Annotated in this window: 23 protein-coding genes; 18 read left to right on the forward strand and 5 right to left on the reverse strand. The window is 48.6% G+C overall.

Annotated features, from left to right (window positions below; genetic code table 11):
- Positions 1 to 52: 52 nt before the first annotated feature.
- From ACOI06_RS08700 to ACOI06_RS08710, 3 genes are read right to left on the reverse strand one after another with little or no spacing between them, the layout of a single operon-like run.
- Positions 53 to 1,243 carry a CaiB/BaiF CoA transferase family protein gene (locus ACOI06_RS08700; RefSeq protein ID WP_420662142.1) on the reverse strand — a complete coding sequence of 397 codons (1,191 nt, stop codon included), beginning with the start codon at positions 1,241 to 1,243 and terminating at the stop codon, positions 53 to 55.
- Positions 1,233 to 1,991: a CoA-transferase gene (locus tag ACOI06_RS08705; protein ID WP_420662143.1), complete on the reverse strand. Its 759-nt coding sequence runs from the start codon at positions 1,989 to 1,991 to the stop codon at positions 1,233 to 1,235. Before ACOI06_RS08705 ends, ACOI06_RS08700 begins: the two co-directional genes overlap by 11 nt.
- Positions 1,988 to 2,800 (reverse strand): CoA transferase subunit A, encoded by an 813-nt coding sequence (locus ACOI06_RS08710; protein ID WP_420662144.1) that lies wholly within the window; start codon positions 2,798 to 2,800, stop codon positions 1,988 to 1,990. Before ACOI06_RS08710 ends, ACOI06_RS08705 begins: the two co-directional genes overlap by 4 nt.
- A 332-nt stretch (positions 2,801 to 3,132) precedes the next feature.
- Here ACOI06_RS08710 and ACOI06_RS08715 point away from each other — a divergent pair, with 332 nt between their 5' ends.
- The gene (locus ACOI06_RS08715) at positions 3,133 to 4,326 is read left to right on the forward strand and encodes a CaiB/BaiF CoA transferase family protein (RefSeq protein ID WP_420662145.1); all 1,194 of its coding nucleotides are present in this window, start codon (positions 3,133 to 3,135) and stop codon (positions 4,324 to 4,326) included.
- A gap of 119 nt (positions 4,327 to 4,445) precedes the next feature.
- The gene (locus ACOI06_RS08720) at positions 4,446 to 5,042 is read left to right on the forward strand and encodes a cysteine dioxygenase (RefSeq protein ID WP_420662146.1); all 597 of its coding nucleotides are present in this window, start codon (positions 4,446 to 4,448) and stop codon (positions 5,040 to 5,042) included.
- A 93-nt stretch (positions 5,043 to 5,135) separates the two neighbouring features.
- Here ACOI06_RS08720 and ACOI06_RS08725 read toward each other — a convergent pair whose 3' ends face one another.
- Positions 5,136 to 5,894 (reverse strand): SIR2 family NAD-dependent protein deacylase, encoded by a 759-nt coding sequence (locus ACOI06_RS08725; protein ID WP_420662149.1) that lies wholly within the window; start codon positions 5,892 to 5,894, stop codon positions 5,136 to 5,138.
- Between the two features lie 32 nt (positions 5,895 to 5,926).
- The gene (locus ACOI06_RS08730) at positions 5,927 to 6,181 is read right to left on the reverse strand and encodes a hypothetical protein (protein WP_420662150.1); all 255 of its coding nucleotides are present in this window, start codon (positions 6,179 to 6,181) and stop codon (positions 5,927 to 5,929) included.
- 411 nt (positions 6,182 to 6,592) lie between these two features.
- On the opposite strand from ACOI06_RS08730, the gene ACOI06_RS08735 reads away from it, so the two are divergent.
- From ACOI06_RS08735 to ACOI06_RS08810, 16 genes are all read left to right on the forward strand, one after another.
- The gene (locus tag ACOI06_RS08735; RefSeq protein WP_420662152.1) at positions 6,593 to 7,783 is read left to right on the forward strand and encodes an ABC transporter substrate-binding protein; all 1,191 of its coding nucleotides are present in this window, start codon (positions 6,593 to 6,595) and stop codon (positions 7,781 to 7,783) included.
- A gap of 72 nt (positions 7,784 to 7,855) precedes the next feature.
- A complete protein-coding gene (locus ACOI06_RS08740; protein WP_420662153.1) occupies positions 7,856 to 8,734 on the forward strand; it encodes a branched-chain amino acid ABC transporter permease in 879 nt (292 codons plus the stop codon).
- The gene (locus ACOI06_RS08745) at positions 8,731 to 9,675 is read left to right on the forward strand and encodes a branched-chain amino acid ABC transporter permease (protein WP_420662154.1); all 945 of its coding nucleotides are present in this window, start codon (positions 8,731 to 8,733) and stop codon (positions 9,673 to 9,675) included. The genes ACOI06_RS08740 and ACOI06_RS08745 overlap by 4 nt, the downstream gene beginning before the upstream one ends.
- Positions 9,675 to 10,367 carry an ABC transporter ATP-binding protein gene (locus ACOI06_RS08750; RefSeq protein WP_420662155.1) on the forward strand — a complete coding sequence of 231 codons (693 nt, stop codon included), beginning with the start codon at positions 9,675 to 9,677 and terminating at the stop codon, positions 10,365 to 10,367. Before ACOI06_RS08745 ends, ACOI06_RS08750 begins: the two co-directional genes overlap by 1 nt.
- A 5-nt stretch (positions 10,368 to 10,372) precedes the next feature.
- Positions 10,373 to 11,077 carry an ABC transporter ATP-binding protein gene (locus ACOI06_RS08755; RefSeq protein WP_420662156.1) on the forward strand — a complete coding sequence of 235 codons (705 nt, stop codon included), beginning with the start codon at positions 10,373 to 10,375 and terminating at the stop codon, positions 11,075 to 11,077.
- Between the two features lie 20 nt (positions 11,078 to 11,097).
- Positions 11,098 to 11,292, forward strand: a complete 195-nt coding sequence (locus ACOI06_RS08760) for a hypothetical protein (protein ID WP_420662157.1) — start codon at positions 11,098 to 11,100, stop codon at positions 11,290 to 11,292.
- Positions 11,285 to 12,676 (forward strand): amidase, encoded by a 1,392-nt coding sequence (locus ACOI06_RS08765; RefSeq protein ID WP_420662158.1) that lies wholly within the window; start codon positions 11,285 to 11,287, stop codon positions 12,674 to 12,676. Before ACOI06_RS08760 ends, ACOI06_RS08765 begins: the two co-directional genes overlap by 8 nt.
- A 345-nt stretch (positions 12,677 to 13,021) precedes the next feature.
- The gene (locus ACOI06_RS08770) at positions 13,022 to 14,110 is read left to right on the forward strand and encodes a TRAP transporter substrate-binding protein (protein WP_420662161.1); all 1,089 of its coding nucleotides are present in this window, start codon (positions 13,022 to 13,024) and stop codon (positions 14,108 to 14,110) included.
- Between the two features lie 108 nt (positions 14,111 to 14,218).
- The gene (locus tag ACOI06_RS08775) at positions 14,219 to 14,830 is read left to right on the forward strand and encodes a TRAP transporter small permease subunit (RefSeq protein ID WP_420662162.1); all 612 of its coding nucleotides are present in this window, start codon (positions 14,219 to 14,221) and stop codon (positions 14,828 to 14,830) included.
- 2 nt (positions 14,831 to 14,832) lie between these two features.
- A complete protein-coding gene (locus ACOI06_RS08780; protein ID WP_420662163.1) occupies positions 14,833 to 16,581 on the forward strand; it encodes a TRAP transporter large permease in 1,749 nt (582 codons plus the stop codon).
- Between the two features lie 189 nt (positions 16,582 to 16,770).
- Positions 16,771 to 17,937, forward strand: a complete 1,167-nt coding sequence (locus ACOI06_RS08785; protein WP_420662164.1) for a TAXI family TRAP transporter solute-binding subunit — start codon at positions 16,771 to 16,773, stop codon at positions 17,935 to 17,937.
- A gap of 227 nt (positions 17,938 to 18,164) precedes the next feature.
- A complete protein-coding gene (locus tag ACOI06_RS08790; RefSeq protein ID WP_420662165.1) occupies positions 18,165 to 18,557 on the forward strand; it encodes a VOC family protein in 393 nt (130 codons plus the stop codon).
- A gap of 186 nt (positions 18,558 to 18,743) precedes the next feature.
- Positions 18,744 to 20,333, forward strand: coding sequence for an AMP-binding protein (locus tag ACOI06_RS08795; RefSeq protein WP_420662166.1), 1,590 nt, complete (start codon positions 18,744 to 18,746; stop codon positions 20,331 to 20,333).
- A gap of 36 nt (positions 20,334 to 20,369) precedes the next feature.
- Entirely contained in the window at positions 20,370 to 21,530 is a 1,161-nt protein-coding gene (locus tag ACOI06_RS08800) for an ABC transporter substrate-binding protein (RefSeq protein WP_420662167.1), read from the forward strand.
- 108 nt (positions 21,531 to 21,638) lie between these two features.
- Positions 21,639 to 22,442, forward strand: coding sequence for an enoyl-CoA hydratase/isomerase family protein (locus ACOI06_RS08805; protein ID WP_420662168.1), 804 nt, complete (start codon positions 21,639 to 21,641; stop codon positions 22,440 to 22,442).
- An 8-nt stretch (positions 22,443 to 22,450) separates the two neighbouring features.
- Complete coding sequence (locus tag ACOI06_RS08810; RefSeq protein ID WP_420662169.1) at positions 22,451 to 23,278, forward strand: cyclase family protein; 828 nt, start codon at positions 22,451 to 22,453, stop codon at positions 23,276 to 23,278.
- Positions 23,279 to 23,288 lie beyond the last annotated feature (10 nt).

The raw sequence follows: 23,288 nt of genomic DNA on the forward strand, positions 1-23,288 counted from the left end.
AACCGTACCGGCGTGTTGTTGGTTTTTTCGACTGGTAGAATCGAGTGCTGTCTTAATGCTGTGGTTTACGGGGCAAGACGCCTTCGTAATCGGCAGGATCAATGCCCAACTCTTGCAGTACCTCGTCAGTGTGTTGTGCAAATGAAGGTGGACGCATGCGATATGTTGCAGGTGTGCGAGACAGTTTCACAGGGCTGCCCGTACCACGATAATCATCGATATCAACAATCATGCCACGGTGCAGTGTGTGTTCATCAGTTGCAACCTGGTGGATATCGCGCACGGGTCCGCAAGGCACACCCGCCTCCATCAAATCGTTTGAGATCTGAACACCGTCTTTGTCAGCCAGCAATGCAACGAGCTCTTCACGCAGCTCATCGCAGTGTTGATTGCGATCAGCTGTGCTGATGAAGCGAGGATCTGAAGACAGTTCGGGCTTACCTAAAACCTTACACAAAGTGACAAACTGGCGATTGTTACCCACGGCCAAAAAGAGAGGCACTGTGCTGGTTTTAAAGGAATCGTATGGGCTGATGTTGGGGTGTCGGTTACCTGTACGTCCGGGCACTTTGCCGTTCAGGTAATAGTTTGGCAAATGCGGGTGCAACATTGAAATGCCGGAATCGTAGAGCGTGGCTTCGACAAACTGACCTTCGCCGCTGCGATTACGTTCTTGCAATGCCAGCAAGATCCCAATGACACCGTTCATGCCTGTGACCATGTCAATAATGGGCACACCCATGCGCAAGGGTTCGCCACCGGCTTCACCGTTGACGCTCATCAGGCCACTCATAGCTTGGACGGCTGCGTCGTATCCAGGCAGGCTGCCATATGGGCCATCTGCCCCAAAACCTGAAATTCGGCAATGAACCAGACGCGGGAATTTCTCTCGCAAAGTTTCTGCGCTCAACCCCCATTTTTCTAGGGTGCCGATTTTAAAGTTCTCGATAAAAACGTCAGCATCTTCGAGCATGCGCATCAGGAGTTCCTGACCTTTGGGTTCGCGCATGTCGACAGAAATGTCACGTTTGTTGCGGTTGACACCAATAAAATAACTGGCTGCATCACCCACAAACGGAGGCCCCCAGCCACGTGTTTCATCACCCATTGGGGGCTCGACTTTAATGACGTCAGCGCCATGGTCAGCCAGAATTTGACTACAGAAAGGCCCGCCCAGCACGCGGCTTGCGTCGATAATCCGAATGCCCGCCAGCGCGCCTACGGAAGCGTTTTCATTCTGCATGAGAAGCAATCTCCTTGGTAAGTTGTGAAGCAAAATCAGGGTAGGTTTCTTTGAGTTCGGTCAGCACTCGGCCTCTGAGTAATGCCAACGTGTCGGCATCGGCATCGGGTGTTGCGCACAAATCCGGATCGACATCAAACTCAAAACCCGTCGCTTCACGAATGTCTTCAAGCGTGAAGCCAGGATGAATGTGTTTCAACCGAAATTTGGCCTTGTCTGGATCGAACATAAACAGGGCTTTGCCTGTTAACAGCGCATAAGGTCCACCCTGACGATAAACCTCAGGCGCGCTGGTGCCCGGTGCACTAATAAAATCAACTTTCTCCACCAAAGTACGGGCTGAGTGCTCTTCCCGAAACAAAATAACTTTGGGGACTGTGAAATAGAGGTAGGCAGAACCAAAGGAACCTGGCCAGCGAACCTTACTCGTGGGATAGTCGCCGATCCCAACCAGGTTAATGTTGCCCTGACCATCAATTTGACCGCCCCCTAAAAAGAAGGCATCAATTCGTCCTTGACCCGCGCAGTCAAACAATTCAGCTGAACCATTGGTAAACAGGTTGTGTTTGACAGAGCCCAGAATCGACAACCGCACGATGGGCTCATTGAGCGCTTCTTTCTGTGCACGTAAGAGCATCGCAGCCGCAGCCGGAATGGGTGAGGAGGCGCCTACAGCGACGTGACGTGCGCCATCAAGGAGCGAGGCAATGGTGATGATTAAGCGTTCACGTGGGGTTACTGTCGTCATCGATAAGTCTCCGAAATCCATTGCTCAAACCCTTCAGGGGTGCGGGCCATTTGAGCATACTTTTGTAAGACGGCAATGTCAGCAGGATACTCGCCCCACAAACCATAAGGCCAAGCGCCTTTGGGTGCCAGTGCTACGCCTTCGACATATAAAGCGGGTAACACGCCAGCAGCGGTCATCTCATCATCTAATAAGCGTTCATCAACGATGCGCTCTACCGTCACAAATGTTTTACGGCTGGCATAAGCCATAGCGGCGAGTTCACGGCGACGTCCGATCCAGACGTTACCTTCCCGATCGGCCATTGGCGCATGAAAGATTGAGATATCAGGCTGCAGTGCAGGAATGGCAACGACCGGATCTGGTTCTTCAGAAAACACGTTCTGAATCACTTTCCAGTCAGTGCGATGACGTAAAACATCGGTACCAATCAAACCGCGCAGGGTCACAAAGGGTGAACCTTTTTGGGCTGCCATAAGACCTGCATGAACTGCAGGACAAGTGCTGTCTTTAATCTCAACCGTGCCTTGTGCCGTCGCGCGCATAAAGCAGGGTGCGCCACCAGCCTCCCCTAGGCTGACTGCACTGGTTTCAAGACTTTTAACCAGACCTGCACCAATGAGGATGTCAAAGGCAAGGCCGCCGGTAGGGACGCCGATTAGGTTAAGGTTTTTTGGGGCTTGTTTTAAGAGGGCAGGAATCGTGGCCATCGACACCCCGGCATAGTCGACCGGGAATGCCAGTCGACATCCGTCTTGGATGTGTTTGACGATATCCTCCACGCTGATTTGGGCCATAGTCTGTGCCATGGAGTCTCCTTTTTTGATCATCGCTTGATAAACAGCTTCTAAAGATCTGTCGTTGTGTGTCACGCAAGTGTTTGATACGTTAGCCTATACGGATTCAGATCAAGAACTATTGCTTGTTGTGACTTTACCCGATTCGCGGTCTGAAAATGACCATGACGCAGGGTCGACTACTCAATGCATTCTAGGCTCAGGAATGACGAAATCAACTCGTATTGTGGATTTTGATGCGTGAAGTATCAAATTTGTTGTGGTTTTGCTAATTGAAAATAATTTCAATTGAACATGGTGAACATGAATCATACGCTAATCCTAATCAGAATAAGGAGGGATTCATGACGATAGATCAAGTGGGTGCGCTAACCGGACTGCGCGTGCTTGATATGTCCCGCATTCTTGCAGGACCCAGCGCAACACAACTTCTCGGTGACCTTGGTGCCGATGTGGTGAAGGTGGAAAAGCCTGGCGAGGGCGATGATACCCGTAAATGGGGGCCTCCTTATGTACAAGATCCTCAGGGGCAGGCTACAGACGAAAGTGCCTATTATTTGTCTGCTAACCGTAATAAACGATCGATTGCGATCGATTTGTCTAGTGAAGAAGGTCGCGAGCGCATCCATCAACTTATAGCCAAAGCCGACGTGCTGGTCGAGAACTACAAAGTTGGTGGACTGTCTCGCTATGGGTTGAGCTATGAGCAAATCAAAGATCGGTACCCACGTCTGATTTATTGCTCCATTACTGGGTTTGGTCAAACAGGTCCCTATGCCAGTCGTGCAGGCTATGACTTCCTGATTCAGGGTATGGGCGGCATTATGAGCTTAACCGGTGAGCCGCAAGGCCAGCCCATGAAAGTCGGTGTGGGCATTGCGGATGTCATGACCGGTATGTATGCCACAGTCGGGATTTTGTCAGCGCTGCGTCATCGCGACCAGACTGGGCAAGGGCAGCATATCGATATTTCATTGTTGGATTCGCAAATTGCTTGGTTAGTCAACGGTGCAACCAACTATCTGACAGATCGTCAGTTACCCACCCGATTGGGTAATGGCCATCCGAATATCGTGCCTTACCAAGTTTTTACAGCCGCGGATGCACCCTTGATCCTAGCTGTGGGCAATGATGCTCAGTTTAGACGGTTCTGTGAAGTGGCTGGGATTGAGGCGCTGGCGGATGATCCGCGTTATGCGACCAACGTTCAACGCGTTCACAACCGTGAGGCGATTTGTGCTTTGGTTCAGGAGGCGTTAACGAAACAGCCTCGTGCCTGGTGGCTTGAGAAGTTGGAAGCGCAAGGGGTGCCTTGTGGACCTGTCAATAACCTAGAAGATGTCTTTAATGATCCGCATGTTCAAGCCCGAGGTGCTGAGTTGCGCATGCCTTGCGATTGGTCAGAGAGTGGCGAGCTCAGTTTGATTGCAAACCCGCTCAAATTATCTGTAACGCCACCGACTTATCGTCATGTGCCACCGCGTTTGAATGAACATGAGGCTGAGATTCTGGCCGATTGGTTGGCAGAATCTGACTAAATGTCACAACCGAATTGTCGATGATGGACTGCGTTCGGCTAAGCTATAGCAATGCATTGCAGGAAATGCGAAAAAAATTGACAGAAAACTCGTCAAAATCAGGAAAAGAGGAAGACAAGATGGAAAAAAATACAGCACGATTTGAAAAGTTCGCCAAAGACTTTACGGCCGTAGTGGATGCACACGAAAACGACGAGGTGCAGATTCTTGAGAAAGGGCGCTCAATTCTGCAGGAGCTGGTGGCCAATGATGACTGGTTGCCTGAAGAGTTTGCACAACCACACCCTGAGTATTATCAGCAATACTTGCTACACGAAGATCCACAGGATCGGTTTTCTGTGGTGAGTTTCGTGTGGGGTCCTGGACAAAGTACACCGATTCATGATCACACCGTGTGGGCATTGATCGGCATGATGCGTGGTAGTGAACGTGCCGAAAACTTTGAGCTGGGTGAACCCGGTACGCCGATGAAATCACTGGGTGTGGATATTCTTGAGCCGGGTGTGGTTGAGAGCCTGCGTCCTGTCACTGGCGATACGCACAAAGTATCTAACGTCTATGATGATCGCGTCTCCATTAGTATTCATATTTACGGTGGCAACATTGGCAAGATTGCTCGTCATGTGTTTGACGCACAAACGAGCACAACCAAGCCATTTATTTCTGGCTACACCAATCGTCCAGATTTACCATCGGGTGCACAAGCGGTTCAGTAAAATCGATTCATCGATTGTCATGTTTTGAAAGCTTGACATCGATGTTCAGTCGTAACAAACACGCGCTCAGGCTACAAGGTCTGACGCGTGTTTTTAAATGGATGAGACTAAAGCGGTGAGCACTTCACCAGCTTTACCGTGCAAGTTGTAATCGGCTACGACATCTAGACTTGTCGTTTGTGGATTGATTTGAATGACACAAGCACCATTCTCTGACGCGGTAAAGGGTAGTTCTGCAGCAGGATAGACCACCGAGGATGTGCCCACACTGAGTAAGACATCACATTGCTCGATCACTTCAACCGCGCGCGACCATTCATGTTCGGGCAACATTTCACCAAACCAAACAACCCCTGGGCGAATCGGTCCACCACATTCAGGACAGCTGGGCGGTGGTGAGGCACGATGTGCGTCGATGACTGAAGTGGCTGTTTGTGTGTATTCAAAAGGTGCATGGCAATTGCGACACCGTGTCTGAAAGATGCTGCCATGTAAATGGATGACGTCTGAGCTGCCCGCTCGTTCATGGAGGTCATCGACGTTTTGTGTGACGACGTGAACGTTTGGTTGCAGCGCTTGAAGTTGGGCGATCGCAAGGTGTGCCGGGTTGGGTGCGCATTGCAAGAGTTGCGCGCGACGAAACTCATACCAGCCCCAGACAATCTCTGGCTGACGGTCAAATGCTTCGAGTGTGGCCAGTTCATTGGGGTCAAAGTTTTTCCAAAGACCCGTGAGTGCATCCCGAAACGTCGGAATGCCGCTTTCTTGAGAAACGCCAGCGCCCGTAAACACAACAACGGATTTGGCTTGCGCCAAGCGTTTGAGCATGAGCGGATCAAAGTCGAAAGACATGGCAGGTTTCTCCTAAGGGTGAAATTAGCGGCTTAGAGATTCAAGTTTTGAATTCTGGCAATTTCAAGCTTGTTCAAGCGTCGTGCCTCGAGTTCTGCATAGCGTGCTTCACCCGGTTCATATTGACCTTTGTAATCACAACTTGCTGGACTTAATGTGCACTGCATCGAGCGGCTTTGACGCTGGTGACTGCTGGAACTGTGAAAGTTCATCGCATCAAATAGCGTGCAGCCTGAAAAGAGAGCCAGTAAGGCGGATAAAAAACTGAGGCGAACAAGTTGTTTCATACGTAGCATTTCCTGCGTGTAGCGACTTAGAAATCAGTCCTTGATGTGGATGCGTTTAGTGGTTTGCGCATGCCGCAAAAAGATTGGTGTCGTACTTAAAGGATTTAGGTTAACAAAACAAAATGATTTGGTCATCGTGTCAGAATCGAAAATCATAGAATTTCTTAAGGTGTGATTTCTTTGTGTGCTGAAATTGATATATAAATTGGAATATTTAATGTGTTTTTGAGCATAACTGAGCAGAGATTCTTTGTGATAGGATCATTTACGATATTTTCAATAAAAATTTAATGGGTTTTTGTTGAATAATATCCGGTCAGCTCGAAATGTGCTTTCTGAGTCGCATCAGCGCAGACACGTAAATTCAAAGTGCTTGATTGCATTGTTTAAAAAGTAGGGGAGATCAGAAGTATGAACGTTTTTCGACAAGGCTTGAAATTGGCGGTGTTGTCCTCCGCGCTCATCATGATGGGAACGTCAGTCGCAGCAGATAAGAAAATTGTCGTGGGCGGTAGTTTGCCGCTCAGTGGTGAGTTTCAGCGCATTGGCGATATGACCAATAAAGGTTATCAGCTTGCGTTTAAACAACTCGCAGATTCTGGTGATCTGAAAGATTACTCAGTTAATTTGATCATTGAAGATGATCAGCAAACGCCAACACAAACCAATAACATTTGGAATACGCTGATTGCGGATAATAACGCTGTGGCGATGCTTGGACCCTACGGGAGCACCACATCCATTGTGGCCAGTAATGTAGCTGAGCGTTATCAAGTACCACACGTGCTCAATAGTGCCAGCTCATACAAAGTGCACGAAAGAAATACCAAAAACCTCTTTAACGCCTATGCCTCATTATCAGTTGTTCGTGATCCACTGATTGCAGACTTTTTGGAGAGCGTGGGTGCTAAGAAAGTCGCCGCGTTTGGTGAAGATGGCGAATTCGGTACCGAAGGTACACGTCGTTTGGACTCCTATGGCAAAGACAAAGGTTATAGCTTGTCTAGTAATGAACTGATCAAAGGGGGGACACCTGATCTGTCGCCATCATTGCTGAAATTTAAAGCCAATGAACCAGATGCTTTTGTTGGTTACTTCTACATCAACGACTGGGCAAAAATTGTCCGCCAAGGTCGCGAAGTTGACTTCAACCCCAAGTATTTCATCGTGCCCCCAATGGGTGATGCCATCGATAAGAAGTTTATCGATGCAATGGGTAAGGATGCAGACTATTTGGTTGAAGTGAACGTCTGGTTGCCCACGCTAGAGTCAGATCAGAACAAAACCTTTATGGATGGCTTTCGTGCCATGTTTAATGAAGAGCCTGATTACAACGCAGCAGCTGGTTATGTGGCCGCTCAAGTCTTGATCGATGGTTTGAAAAATGCAGAAAAACCAGATGATCGTGCCAGTGTCACAAAAGCACTCAAAGATGCCAAAGTGGATACGCTGTTTGGTGAGCTGACATTTGACAAAGATGGTCGCGGTTTGGGCTCAAACTTGTTCCTGACTCAGACAATCGAGGGTAAGCCCGTGGTTGTGTTTCCTGAGAATGTCGCTGAGAAGCCGGTTGTCGAAACGCCGAAGTGGAAAGATCGATAAACGGATAAGTACTGCGAAAAAAAACACTCGGTCTAGATCTCTAGATCGGGTGTTTTTCAATGAGACTTTTGATTGGGAACATCTGTAATGATTACGTTCTTGCAGGGCATCATTACTGGCATCTCGATGGGTGCCATTTATGTCACAGTCAGTCTAGGACTGACTTTAATTCTTGGTGTCATGAACTTCAAGAATTTTGCGCACGGTGAGATGGTGACCTTAGGGGCCTACTCGTCTTTCTTACTTTTCTTTTTTCTGGGAATTAGCCCATTTATTTCGTTATTTTTGGTCGTACCCATCCTGTTTTTCTTTGGTGTTTTCCTTCAGAAAACCATCGTGAAACCGGTGATGAACCGAAGCTTTACGACCCAGTTGGTGCTGACTTTTGGTCTATCGATTTTTATCCAAAGCTTGTTGACGTTTGTGTTCACATCTGACTTGAAAGGTGTGCCGACACAAATTTCCGTGGCAAGCATTTCTCTGGGTGGAATCGCCATTTCGACCATCAAACTGATCAACATCGTGTTCGCTATTGCATTGGTGATTGCGTTGGCCTTGTTCTTGAAGAAAGGACGGATGGGTCAGTTTATGGTTGCCGTGTCTGAAAGTCGCCAGGGTGCAGAATTGGTGGGTATCAACGTCAACCGAGTTGACCAGTTTGCATTTGGCTTAGGAACCGCGCTTGCGGGGGTTGCGGGCGCCATGTTGATCCTGACTCAAGCGATTTCGCCGTTTGTTGGATTTCACTTCTTGCTCAAGGCGTTTATTGTGCTGGTGTTGGGAGGCATGGGCAGTATTGTGGGGGCCATTTTTGGTGGATTCTTGCTGGGTGTCGTTGAGAGCCTGACAGGTATTTACCTGACGGCAAACTTAATCGATCTGGTTGGATTCATTATGTTGGTTGTGGTCTTGATTTTCAAACCAACCGGTTTATTTGGAAAGTCGTTATGAATAGTTCCCACTCAAATAACAAAACACTGCCATTCATTGTGCTGGCCATCTTGGCGTTGGTTGTCATTGCTGTGCCGTATGTGGGTAACACCTACCTAGTCAAGATTGTGATTAACTTGTGCATCCTGATTGGTTTAGCAGCAAGCTGGAACCTGGTGGGTGGATTGGCGGGGCAATTGTCTTTTGGTCATGCTGCATTTTTTGGGATGGGTGCGTATGTGCTTGCCGTGGCATCCGATCATCAGATTCCCTATCCGGTGGCATTTTTGCTCGGCGGATTTGGGGCGGTTGTCCTGTCACTAATTGCCTATCCGACTTTCAGAACGAGCGGGACTTATTTTGCAATTATTACGATTGCATTTCTGGAATCCGCTAAGCTTATAGCCGTCAACATGGAAGGCATCACGCACGGTAACTCGGGCTACATCATCATGGACTCTTTCATGAGTAATGATTTGTTCCCTTATTACTTGATTGCTGGAATTGCTGCGCTGATCTTGCTGTTGTCTTGGGTCATTATTCATTCACGCTTTGGTTTGCGTTTGCGTGCTTTGAGTCAAGATCAGGATGCGGCGCAAGATCTGGGTGTTCCCGTTCAGCAATACAAGATGGCAAGCCTTGCAATCAGTGCGTTTTTCTGTGGCGTTCTAGGCGCTTATTACGCCAAGTACATTGGCTTTATTGATCCGGAATCTGTGTTCTCCATTCGCTGGAGTTTTGACATGATCATGATGTCAATCATTGGCGGTTTAGGCACATTTTTTGGTCCGATTGTCGGTGCGATTGTGCTGACTTTGGTGTCCGAGTTCTTCAGAATTACGGTGCCTTCTTTGAGCCTGTTGGTCTATGGCGCCATCATGATGTTGATGATTGTGTTCTGGCCGAGCGGCATTGTGGGCTTCTTCCAGAGGCTTTCTTCCGGCTTCAAGAGAGGTAACTGATGTTAAAAGTCGAAGGTTTATCAAAGTCATTCCGGGGATTGCGCGCAGTCAATGAGGTCAGTTTCAACGTGGCGCAAGGTGAGGTGATCGGACTGATCGGACCTAACGGTGCCGGAAAAACGACCTTGTTTAACATGATCTCAGGCCGGATCCGCCCTGACAGTGGACGTGTTCATTTCAACGGTGAAGACATCACGGGTAAGCAGGCGAACTGGATTGCTAAACGAGGTTTGCAACGAACTCACCAGATTGTGAAGCCGTTTAATGAAATGACGGTTTACGAAAACATGCAGATTCCCTTTCATCGTAAGGGTGATGGGCAGGTTTATGAAATGCTTGAGTTTCTGGGCTTGTCATCGACCCTGAATGATCTGGCGAAGAATCTGACGTTTCCGAACCAGAAAAAACTGGAGCTGGGCAGAATCCTGATTTCAGAACCCAAGATGGTGTTACTCGATGAGATCGCGTCAGGTCTGAACCCGACAGAAATCGTTGATTACATTGAGTTGATCCGCGCAGTGCAACAAAAGGGCATCACAGTCATTCTAGTGGAGCATATTATGCACTTCGTTAAAGAGTTGTCTGACCGGATTGTAGTGCTGGATCTGGGGGCAAAGATTGCGGATGGGTTGCCAGAAGACGTGCTGAAAGATCCCAAAGTCTTGACAGCGTACCTGGGTCAGAGCGAGTAAAAGTCATGCTTGAAATCAAAGATGTAAATGTAAGTTATGGCAATGTTCAGGTTCTCTGGAATCTGAGTATGCATGTCAAAGACCGTGAAGCACTGGCCATCTTGGGTGCCAATGGTGCAGGAAAAACCAGCCTTTTGCGCACGATTTCTGGTCTGAATGTGCCCACATCTGGAGAAATTCGCTTTCAAGGCGAAAACATCGTCGGTGTGGAGCCTTATAAGATCACGCAGATGGGCATTGCGCACGTTCCTGAAGGTCGTAGCCTGTTTCCCAATATGTCGGTGGGCGAGAACTTAGTTCTGGGGGGTAATCTTTCGACACCACAACAACGTGCACAAACATTGGAGTGGGTGCTCAGTTTGTTTCCAAAGCTTGAAGAGCGTTACAAGCAAAGTGCGGGCTCATTGAGTGGTGGTGAACAGCAGATGGTGGCACTTGGGCGTGCTTTGATGCTTAAACCCAAGTTGTTGCTTTTGGATGAACCATCGACTGGGTTGGCCCCCATCATGTTGCCAGTCATCTTTAACGCAATCGAGAGTATTAAAGATGAGGGTCTGACGGTCGTCGTGGTGGAGCAGCACGTTCAGGAAGCGTTTAAACATGTGGAGCGTGCCTACATCATTGAAAACGGGCGTATCACCATTGAAGGTCTGCCAAAAGACCTCGAAAACAATCCAGAAGTTCGTAGAGCTTATCTGGGTATTGATTAAATTAAATCAAGGGGAGACAAATGCAGGATCAAACCGTCTTTAACGATGATCGGGCACAAAAGCTCGCACGGGCCCTGGCGTTGGCCGATACGCAGGCACTTAAAGCACAATTTGCAGCAAATGAGGCAGCTGACGAGAAGATCAAACAAATGATCGGGATTGCGTTGACCGCACCTGTTTTTTCAGTCAATCAGAAGGTTGCGAGCGATGAGTAATACACCCGAAAACATTTGTGCATTGAGCTTGACGCAACTCTCAAAAGCTATTCATAGCAGAGAGATCACCTCGCAAGCGGCAACCGAGGCGATTTTCCAGCGCATTGATGAAAAAGATTCACAGATCAATGCGTATGTGCACCTGTTCCGTGAAGCAGCTTTGCGCCAAGCGCAGCAAGCCGATCAAGAGATTGCACAAAATCAATCGCGCGGTCCACTGCATGGTGTGCCCGTTGCGATTAAAGACATGATTGATACGATTGAGGGACCCACCACCATGGCGTCTCCGATTTATAAAGATCATGTGGCAGGGCGTAATGCCACGGTGGTGGATCGATTGGATCAGGCAGGTGCAATCCTGATTGGTAAGCTCAATATGCACCAATTTGCGTTCGGTGCCATGGGTGACCGATCGTTGGAAGATCCAGCCAGAAACCCCCATGATTTGTCCAAAATTACAGGTGGCTCGAGCTCTGGTTCTGGCGCAGCTGTTGCAGCTGATATGGCGTTTGCAACGATTGGAACCGATACCGGTGGTTCAATCCGTATTCCTGCCTCTTGTTGCGGCATTGTGGGGATGAAGCCGACTTTTGGGACGGTCAGTAAATATGGTGTCTTCCCTTTGAGTTGGACGCAAGATCATATTGGGCCCATGACAAAAACGGTCGCGGATAACGCCACTTTTCTGAATGTGCTTGCAGCCCATGATCCAAAAGATCCCTATTCCTTGCGCCGACCTGAAGAAGATTTTGGTGCGTTGATTGGGCAAGCGGTAACTGGTTTGAAGGTGGGGGTGCCAGAAAATTATTTTTTTGACATCATGGAGCCCGAGGTTCAGAAGATTTTTGATAGAAATGTCAAAGTCTTGCAAGATCAGGGTGTTGAAATTGTTCCGATTCAACTGCCCTTGATGGATGAGTTGATGGCTGCGAATCAGATGATTCTTGCGTCCGATGCGTATGCCGTCCTGGGTGAACATGTTGTCAATCAGCCAGAAAACTTTGATCCTGAAGTCTTGACTCGAATACTGTCAGGGGCAGGTGTTTACGCCAGTCAGTACGTGCGAATGCTGGCGGCAAAGAATCAAATCATTGAAGCCCATGCAAAGGTGATGGCATCACTCGATGCGGTGATCACACCGACTTTGTGTGTGCTGCCGTTTGACATTGATCAGCGCCAGATTGATGTCCAGGGTGTTATGCATCAAGCGCGTGTCATTGTGCGTATGACTGTGCCTGCGAACTTGACGGGTTTCCCAGCGATTTCTGTACCAGGTGGTCGTGTCGGTGCTTTGCCGGTCGGAATTCAGATGATGGGATTGCCGTATACGGAAGGCAAACTGTATCAGTTGGCCGCCGCACTGGAAGCTGCCACAGACGCATAAATTAAAGCTCGATGTTGTGAGCACTTAGGCCGGATTGGGTGTGATTTGCCTAGTCCGGTTTTTTTGTTGGTTACGCATATTTTGCTCAAGAAAACACACAAAAATTGATCGTGTCTGGAGGTTATAGAACGTGTGGATGGTGGAATGTTGAAAAGGTTAAAGCCTTTGTGAATGCTGGTCTTCGCTGGATGATTTTAGAGTTTTTGTGACTCTAAAGCGTATTGGACTAAGCGTTTTTACTGATTGTGAACCCTAAGAAAAGTAGCGCATGATGCAAAGGACTTGAAGTTTGTATTTGTTTTCTTTCGCTTTGCGACAGGTTCGTTCATTTCTTAAGGGGCTCATATGCAACGTCGATCTTTTATCAAAAAAGCCGCTCTGGGTGCGGCAGCTGGGGGTGCAGCTTTTGCAGCACCGGCGATTGCTCAGGAAAATCCTACGATTCAATGGAACTTGGCGTCCAGTTTCCCGCGCAGTGCAACGGCGATCTACAACGGTGGTGAAAACGTTGCTAAATATATTTCAGAAGCCACAGGCGGCAAATTTAAGATTCGTGTCTATCCAGCCGGTGAGCTGGTGCCTGCACTAGGTGTGCTTGATGGTGTTGAAAACGGAACCGTTGAGTGTGGACACACAGCTTCGTATTACTACTACGGTAAAAACCCAGCGCTGTGCTTTGATGGTGCGGTGCCATTTGGTATGAACGCGCGGCAGATAAATGCTTGGATGCGTGCAGGCGACGGCATGACGCTCATGCGCAAGCTCTATTCCAAATACAATATTGTGAACTTCCCATGTGGAAACACAGGTGCCCAGATGGGTGGCTGGTTCCGTAAAGAAGTTAAAACGGTTGAGGATCTGAAAGGTCTGAAATTCCGTGCATCCGCCTTTGCTGGCGCTGTCTTAATGAAGCTAGGTGTGGTGCCTCAGCAAATTGCGGGTGGTGATATTTATCCTTCCCTCGAAAAAGGCACGATTGATGCAGCCGAGTGGATTGGGCCTTATGATGATGAGAAGCTGGGTTTCCATCGCGTTGCGCCTTATTACTACTTCCCCGGCTGGTGGGAAGGTTCATTGCAGGTCTCACTGTATGTGAACAAAGATAAATACGAAGGCTTGCCACAAAACTACAAAGACATTATTGCGCAAGCGTCTGCAACAGCCACTGAAACCATGCTGGCCACGTTTGATGCAGAAAATCCGAATGCACTTAAACGCCTTATTGGTGAAGGTGCCAAGCTGCGGATGTTCTCTAAGCCAGTGATGGATGCTTGCTACAAAGCGGCTGAAGAGACTTACGCAGAGCTTTCCGCTAAAGATCCTGAATTCAAAGAAATCTATGAGAACTACATGAAGTTCCTCGCGATGGAAGTGCCCTGGTTCCGTATCGCAGAAGGCAGTTTTGATCAGTTCATGGCATCGGTCGTCAAGTAATTGTCGTTTGTCTGTCTGGCCTGATCAGGCCAGTTTCCCGCCCCTATTCTGCGGTTCGTCTGCTGAGTGACGAATCGCAGGGGCTGCTTCTATAGAGTGATTCGCAACATGCAAATGCTGCTTGCTTTGGCAAGACTGATTGATGCGTTGACGCGACGTGTTGGTCAAGCTGTGACCTGGCTGATTTTGGTCGCAGTGCTCGTCAGTGCCACCAATGCCACAGTGCGTAAGATTTTTAATGTCAGCTCCAATGCGTGGCTTGAGCTTCAGTGGTACCTGTTTGGAGCCATTTTTATGCTCGCCGCGGGCTATACCTTGCTTAAAAATGAACATGTCCGTGTTGATGTGCTTGCATCCCGGTTTTCTCGCCGCACTCAGCTTTGGTTAGAAATTTTTGGGGTGGTGTTTTTTCTGTTTCCAGCTTGCGCCCTGATTATGTGGCTGGGTTGGCCATTCTTTATGGATGCTTTTGTGCGTATGGAGCAATCGGGTAATGCGGGTGGACTAATTCGCTGGCCTGCCAAACTGATGATTCCGGTTGGTTTCGCATTGCTGTTACTGGCTGGTTTGTCACATTTAATTAAGTGTGTGGGTGCGTTGATGGGGATTGCTCCGGATCCGCGTGATGTGACGCAAGGTAAGAGCGCCGAAGAAGAACTGGCCGAAGAAATCGCGCGTGAAGCCCAAGCGCGTGAAGCCGGCGTTCTGAAGGAGCATTGAGCATGGAAGCGTTTTTGATTGCCAACATGGCTCCGGTGATGTTTATCACCCTCGTGCTTTTGTTGCTGGTCGGGTTCCCAGTGGCCTTTGCACTGGCAGCGAACGGTATTTTGTTTGGGTTAGTCGGAATCTATCTGGATTTATTGTCACCCGCACTGTTTCAGGCCTTGCCTCAGCGGGTGTTTGGCGTGATGTCCAATGATGCCCTTTTAGCAATCCCGTTTTTTACATTCATGGGCTTGATTCTTGAGCGCTCAGGGATGGCGGAGGATTTGCTTGAAACTATCGGTCAGTTGTTTGGGCCATTACGCGGTGGGCTGGCGATTGCGGTCGTTTTAGTCGGTGCCATGTTGGCGGCAACCACAGGTGTGGTGTCTGCGTCGGTGATTTCGATGGGGTTGATTTCGTTACCGATTATGTTGCGCTATGGGTATGACCGTCGACTGGCAACAGGGGTGATTGCGGCTGCGGGCACCTTGTCCCAGATTATTCCGCCTTCGTTGGTTTTGATTGTGCTGGCGGATCAGCTGGGGCGCTCAATCGGGGATATGTATAAAGGGGCGTTTTTACCTGGTTTCGCACTCACAGGGTTATACATTCTCTATGTCATGGTGATGGCGTGGATGCGGCCTAAATCGGCACCAGCGATTCCGCCTGAGCACCGAGCATTTATTGAACCGAATGGCAGTCATGGCACTCGTTCATTGTTGGTTTTGATGGTGATTGCGGCCATTATCTCGATTGCCGGTGTGCAGATGATTTTCCCAGATGGGGATGGTCACGTCGATGAAACCATTGTGACCAGTATTCTGATTTGGGGGTTCTCAGCTTTTATCATCGCTGTCGTCAACAAAATTCTGCGCTTAGGCTGGTTGTCTCAGTTGGCAGAACGTGTCACGTTTGTCATGATCCCACCGCTTGCCTTGATCTTTCTGGTGTTGGGGACGATTTTTATCGGGGTTGCCACACCAACGGAAGGTGGTGCCATGGGAGCTGTAGGTGCTCTCATCATGGCGATCAGTAAAAAAAGGTTGAACTTTAAATTGTTACGCCAAGCGATGGATACCACCACAACATTGACTTGTTTTGTGGTGTTTATTTTGATCGGATCATCGGTTTTCAGTTTGACATTCCGTGGCGTCAATGGAGATCTCTGGGTAGAAAGTTTACTGATTGGCTTGCCCGGTGGCGAAATGGGCTTTTTGATTGTGGTCAGCTTGTTGACCTTTGGCCTAGCCTTTTTCTTGGACTTCTTTGAGCTTGCTTTTATCGTGGTGCCGTTGATTGCGCCTGTGGCTGAGAAGTTGGGCATTGACATGATTTGGCTGGGCATTTTGCTCGCAGTCAATATGCAAACATCCTTTATGCATCCGCCATTTGGTTTCGCACTGTTCTATTTGCGATCTGTGGCGCCGAAGAAAGACTATCTGGATAAGATCACTCGCAAGATGATTCCCAAAGTGTCGACTGGCGATATCTATTGGGGATCGGTGCCATTTATTGTGATTCAGATTGCGATGGTGATTCTTGTGTTGATGTTCCCAGGTATGGTCACACACTATAAAGCGGATCGGCCGGTGGTGAATGTGGATGAGATTAGTCTGGACTTTGGGCAGACTGAGTCTTATGGGTCAGGCGGTTATGGAACTGGTGGTTATGGGTCTGGATTTGGAGGCTTTGGTTCAGATGATGCAAAGTCAGAAGAAGAAAAGACGGACGATGATGACCAGTTCACAAAGATGTTTAAGTGACAAGTTCGTCCAGTACAGATACGGCTGATGTCGGCCAGAGACGCTGATCATTGGGGATATACCCTTGTTTTGTCGGTTTGTTATGGGTTTTACTGAGATTGCCTGATATAAAGAATAGTTGGACCGTTTCGAAATAAAGACGGTCCAAACCGTCACGTACGGGCCAAGTTGAATTTTTCTGGAGACAAGATGAAACAAACGTTTAAATGGGCTGGATTGTCGTTAGTTGGTTTGATGTTTTCACCGCTGGCACTGGCTCAGCAGAACTCATTGGAACTGCCCACAACTCTGGCATGGAGTGCCTATGACGTTGGATCGGCAGGCTACAACCAAGCCGTGGCGATCGGTAATGCATTTAAGCAAAAATATGGTGTGAATATTCGTGTTCTGCCAGGTAAAAATGACGTGTCCCGTAATCTGCCTTTGCGTGAAGGCAAGGTGAGCTTTTCTGTGAACGGCGTGGGGGGCGTGTTCTTTGCACAAGAAGGTATGTACGAATTCGGTGCCAAGCAGTGGGGTCCACAGCCTGTGCGTAACCTGATGTTGAATGCTGGTAAAGCCGCACTCACAGCGATGACGGCAGGTGATATTGGCGTGAAGACACCGGCCGATCTGAAAGGCAAGCGCATGGCTTGGATTATTGGTTCACCCGCATTGAACCAAAATATGACGGCCACACTGGCATTTGCTGGATTGACTTGGGATGATGTGGAAAAAGTCGAGTTTGGTGGATACGGTGCGGCATGGGATGGCATTGTAAACAACCAGGCTGACGCTGTGTTTGGTTCTTCCATTGCTGGTAAAGCGTATGCATTGGAAAAATCGAACCGTGGTATTACTTATCCAGTGATGGATCCCAATGATAAAGAAGGCTGGGCCCGCACGTTGACCGTTGGACCATTCTTTTACCCATTGCTCGCCACAGAAGGAGCGGGTTTGAGTGATGCTGATCCTGTGAACTCATCTGCCTATCCTTATCCTATTTTGATGACGTATGCCGATCGCGACAACACCTTGGTGACCAAAGTCACCAATGCCATGATCGATACATTCGATTTGTATAAGGATTCTGCACCGGGTGCCGATGGTTGGGCATTGGATAAGCAGCGTCTGGAATGGGTTGTGCCCCTGCATGAAGGCGCCATTAATGTTTACAAAGCAAAAGGCATGTGGAATGAAGACCTGCAGAAGAATCAGGATGCGGTTGTGAAGCGTCAGGAAATTCTGGAAGCAGCTTGGAAAGATGTGAATAGTCGTTCACACGATAGTGACGAAGCTTTTGCGAAAGATTGGATGAAAACTCGTGCAGATGCATTGAAAGCAGCTGGCATGGATCCAATTCTTGAGAGCTGGTAAGTAACCTGTTTAGCGCATACGTCTCATATGACATGATGTGCTTTGACTAGTGGTTGTTTAAAAGGAGCGTATTGCCCGAATGTGTGGTGATACGCTCTTTTTATTGACGGTTAGTGAATGAAACAGGCGATCGGTTTGGATGTTCGATTGGCCTGATTATTTGCGCCACTGTCTGTTTTTTACCAACAATCCCGAAACTAGATTGTTATTAGAAGGAAAAAAGACTCATGATTCAGATAGATCGGATTGATCATTTGGTTTTAACTGTTGCTGATATTGAGCGAACGTGCGCCTTTTATCGGGATCTTCTTGGTTTCAAAGAGGTGATTTTTGGCGAAGGTCGTCGGGCTTTGGAATTTGGGCATCAAAAATTCAATTTACACCAGGTTGGACAAGAATTTGAACCCAAAGCGGAGCGGCCGACACCGGGCTCAGCAGATCTGTGTTTGATTGCGCAGACACCGATTGAAACCGTTATTAAGATGCTTGAGCAGGCTGGTGTAGAAATCGAGCTTGGACCAGTGGTGCGAACGGGCGCACAAGGATCGATTCGTTCAGTCTATATCCGAGATCCCGATGAAAACCTTATTGAAATCTCGAATTATGACGGCCTTACATGAACATTGAATGGGGATGAGCAAATTCATTTAATAAGTCCGCACAAATAATCCAATGCGTAAAAACCCGAATTGTCGATGGGCGCGCCGAAGTTCACAGTGAGACGATAAGAAACAAAGTTGAATGCATAAAAAGACCGTTTTTTGCATGATCAACTTGAACTAGATGAGCATTTTGGCAGCAAAGTTATGACTATTGTTCTGGCCGATCTCTATCGGCATCAACTGTCTGATCGTGGAGATGAGATTGCTTTTCAGGCCCCTGGCGGTACGACAACGTTTGGTGAGTTTCATCAGCGCGTCCTAGAAACAGCCGGCTGGTTACGGGCGCAGGGTGTAAAGCCTAGTGATGTGGTGGCCGTGTGGATGGTCAACCGTGTTGATTGGCTGGCCTTGTTGTTTGCGATTTCTAGAGTGGGTGGAACCTTGGCAGCTGTGAATACCCGTTATAAGTCGGGTGATGTACAGCACGTTCTGAGGCAGTCGGGTGCGACAATGCTCATTATGGAAGCCAGCTTCCTGAAAATTGATTTTCTGAGTATTTTGGCCGATGTCGACTTTGAACAAACGCCCTCTTTGAAGCACATCAGTATTTTTTCAGACAATACCAGCTTACCGAATTTCCCAGAGATAACCGTCAGTCGGTTTGAACCCACGTCGGCTCAGGCAGCTTTGGGTGAAGCGGATGCGCATGATGCACAAACGCCATCGATCCTCTTTGTCACGTCTGGCACCACTAAAGCCCCCAAACTTGTCGCGCATTGTGCACACACATTTCATTACAACGCGGGCAAAGTCATTGCCTCACAAAAATATGACCATGACACTCGGTTGTTAGCGGCTCTGCCTTTGTGCGGCGTCTTTTGCTTGATGGGTGTTTTTACAAATCTGATGGCAGGTGGTCAGACGGTTCTGATGGAAACGTTTGAAGGCCAAGAAGCGGCTCGGCTTTTGTTAAAGCATCGGATTACACATTTGTATGGCTCTGAAGAGTTGTACATACGAATCGCAGAAAACATTCCTGAAGGCAGCGATCTGAGTTTTGCGCATTTTTATGGCATTGCCAGTTTTAATGCCAGTTTGCGTGTGGTCGGCCCCAAGCTGCTGAAGCTCGGCTTTCCATTGGGGAGTTTGTATGGATCGAGTGAAATTCTCGGGTATGTGGCGTCTTTTTATGACGATCCGGATGTCGAGGTACGTTTGACACCAGGTGGCTACCCCATTGCGGGTGCTGAGTTTGAAATGCGAGTACGGGATCTTGAAACAGGCGAACTCTTGCCACCGAATCACTCAGGTGCACTAGAAGTGCGTACGCCAGCAAACTTTGTGGGGTACTACAACAATCCAGAAGCCACTCAAGAGGCGATCACTGAAGACGGTTACTTTAAAACGGGCGATATGGCTCAAATCACGCCAGATGGCGCCCTAATCTATGAAGGTCGCATGGGTGACGCCTACCGATTAGCAGGATATCTGGTGAATGCCGAAGAAGTGGAAGATGTCATGAATGCGATCGAGGGGGTGCGCGAGGCGCACTTTGTAGTAGTACGACATCAGGGTGAGAACCACGCTGCTGCATTCGTGATGCTTGAGCCCGATTCAGACTTAACAGGGGCGTCAATACAAGCAATCTTGCGTGCCGGCTTGGCCAGTTACAAAGTGCCACGCAATGTGTGGATAGTGCAGGAGTTTCCAATGGCGCACGGCACCAACGGATCTAAAGTTCGCAAAGAGGTTTTGCGATCAGATGCGATTAACCGGTTATCTACCGGTCTTTAAAACAATATATTTCGTTTGCTCTGGAGGGGGGTGATTATGAAATTTTTAGTTAAACCAGTATTGGCATCTGTTCTGATGCTCTCGGCTGGGCTTGCAATGGCTCAGGAATCGATCAAGATTGGTGTGATTGCACCAATGACAGGCGCTGCTTCGGCTTGGGGGATTGCCGCAGCAGAGGGTGCGAAGATTCTCGCAGAAAAACATAATGCCAATGGTGGCATCGAAATTAACGGCCAGAAGCATCCTGTTGAGATTTTTGCGTATGACGATAAATATCAGGCTGCAGAAGCGGTTGCCGCATTTAATCGACTGGTGAAGTCTGACGGTGTGAAATACATTGTGGTCTTGTCGTCTGCCGGTACCGTGGCCGTGCGAGATATGGCTGAAGAAGAAAAAGTCATGATTTTGTCGGGTGCCTATGCCCAGGAACCGATGGATAAAGACAATCCCTATCTGTGGCGCATTTATTCACCACCAGCCGATTACATCCCATCCATGATCAGCTGGTTGCGTGGTCATGTAGGCGATGATGTGAAAAAAGTGGCCATTATGAACCCCAACGATGAAACCGGTTGGGGTGTGATGAAGGTGGACGAGAAAGCTTTTGCTGACAATGGCTTTGAGGTGGTGAATACTACTTTATTTGAACGTTCCACCAACGATTTTCAGGCCATTATCACCAAAATGTTGCGTGATAAGCCTGATCTGATTGAGCTGGGTGTGACCCCGCCAGGATCGGCTGCTTTGTTTGTTCGCCAAGCGCGCGAAATGGGTTTTAAAGGTCTGATCTTTATGTCAGGTGGTTCTGGCCCTGACCATGTAATTAAGACGGCTGGTGAAGACGCCGAAGGTTTGATCACCATGATGTTTGGTGATCCAGAAAACGAAGGCTGGAAAGAGCTGGAAGCTGTCTACAAAGAAAGAAATAATCACCAGCCCAATATGATTATCGTGCCTTACTACGACGGTCCAAACGTGTTGCTGCATGCTATTCAGAAAGCGGGCGGTGCAAACGATGTGGATAAGGTTCTGAAAGCCATGCCTGAAACCTTCCCTGTGAAAGCATTACAGGGTGATGATCTGATCCTAGGTGGTGAAAAAAGCATCGGTGTCCCACAGCAGATTAATACTGTGAACTATATCGCCGTGGTGAAAGACGGGGTGCCGGTGATTCAAGGCAAGACCGAGAATCAATAATAATCAGACGACAGAAACTGCTCATGAGCCGTCTCTGATCAATCAATACGCCAGATCGTTGGTCTGGATAGCATTTTGTCTTGAATTTAATCAAAGCAGCGAGGATTTATGAGTACAAGCACAACCATTCCCCAGTTTGACAGACTGACCGCCTTAGAAGTGTCGGTTCAAGGCAGTGTCGCGACGGTGACCCTGAATCGTCCAGAGCAATTGAACGCCATTAGTTTTGAGATGGCGGCTGAGCTTCGTGACGTTGTCACCACACTGGGTTGGCACCCTGGCATTAAAGTCATGGTTTTTAAAGGCGCAGGGCGTGCTTTTTGTGCAGGATACGATGTCACCACACAGCGCTCGATGAATTCGCCTCGGGAACGTATGGTGGATGCGCAACGGTTGAGTTCGGTTTTAGAGCTGATTGGTCGCGCACCCGTTGTTCGTGTGGCTCAGTTACACGGTCACGTGATTGGTGCCGGAATGGCTCTGGCATTGCAATGTCACATGCGTTACGCCGCTGACAACACCAAGTTCAGTTTGCCTGAAGTGAATTTTGGGATTCCATTCTTGTTGGGCGGAGCGTCTTTGCTGACACGTGAATTGGGCCCTGTGCGCACTGCGGACATGATTTTGAATTGCACCGTCTTGCCTGTACAGCATGCGGATGCGGGTCGTTTAGTGACGGAAGTCTTGTCTCAAGAGGCATTACCAGCTCGTGTTAAAGAGATCACCGATGCGTTGGGTAAACGTCCGGAAGCATTGCTGATGGCGACCGTTGCGACATTGGAGCGTGCGAACCAAGACTTACTGCCGCCTGCACCAACCGATATGTTCCACGGTTTCTTTGTGCGTGATGATGCCGAATGTAAGCAAGTGGGTGCCGATTACGTGCAGTCACTGAAATCGAAACGCAAGTGAGTTTGACTATGTCTGTGCATCTCAACACATCGTTGATTCCGGACGATGCGACCGTTTTTGATCTGAGTCAGCCGGTGAGTGCGCGTTCTCCGCATATGCCGGGTTCGCAACCTGCTTACCAGATGACTTTATGGACCACATCGGATCGCACGCGTTCGATCTTGCGCAGACACGGCGTCACCAATGATCCGGGCGTGAATGTGGAGCTAGCCACGACAACTTATCACGTGGGCACGCATGTCGATGCACTGGGTCATTTCTCCTGCGGTGAGTACATGCATGGTGGCTTAAGTGTTGATGAAACCGTGGGTGATCTCGGATTGAGAGATCTCGATGCCGCCAAAATTCCTTCCATGATTGGACGTGCAGTTTTACTGGATGTGTCAAAGCTTGATGGTGGAGACTACCTCGAAGGTGGACGACCAATTAGTGACAAAGATTTGGATCAGGTGGTGCAAGCGAATCAGATTGAAATCAAAAAAGGCGATGTGGTGATCTTGCATACGGGGTGGGGTCGGTTTTATGGCGACCGACGCTCTGATTATGCAACGCGTTGCCCAGGATTGACGCTCGAAGGTGCGCAGTATCTGACCCAGAAGAGTGTAGTGGCGATTGGTGCTGACACCATGGCGGTTGAAGTGATGCCAGGTGTCGATCCGAAAATCGTGATGCCCGTTCATGTTCATACTTTGGTGGATAACGGGGTTTACTTGATTGAGAATCTGAATACAGATGCGCTGGCAGTCAGTGGTGCCACAACATTCACACTGATGATGTTGCCACTGAATCTGCAGGGTGCCACTGCTTCGCCTGTCCGTCCTTTGGCGGTTTTGTAGGAGATTCGCT

This window comes from Orrella sp. 11846 (genome assembly GCF_048820935.1).
In the GTDB taxonomy this organism is placed as follows: Bacteria; Pseudomonadota; Gammaproteobacteria; order Burkholderiales; family Burkholderiaceae_B; genus Algicoccus.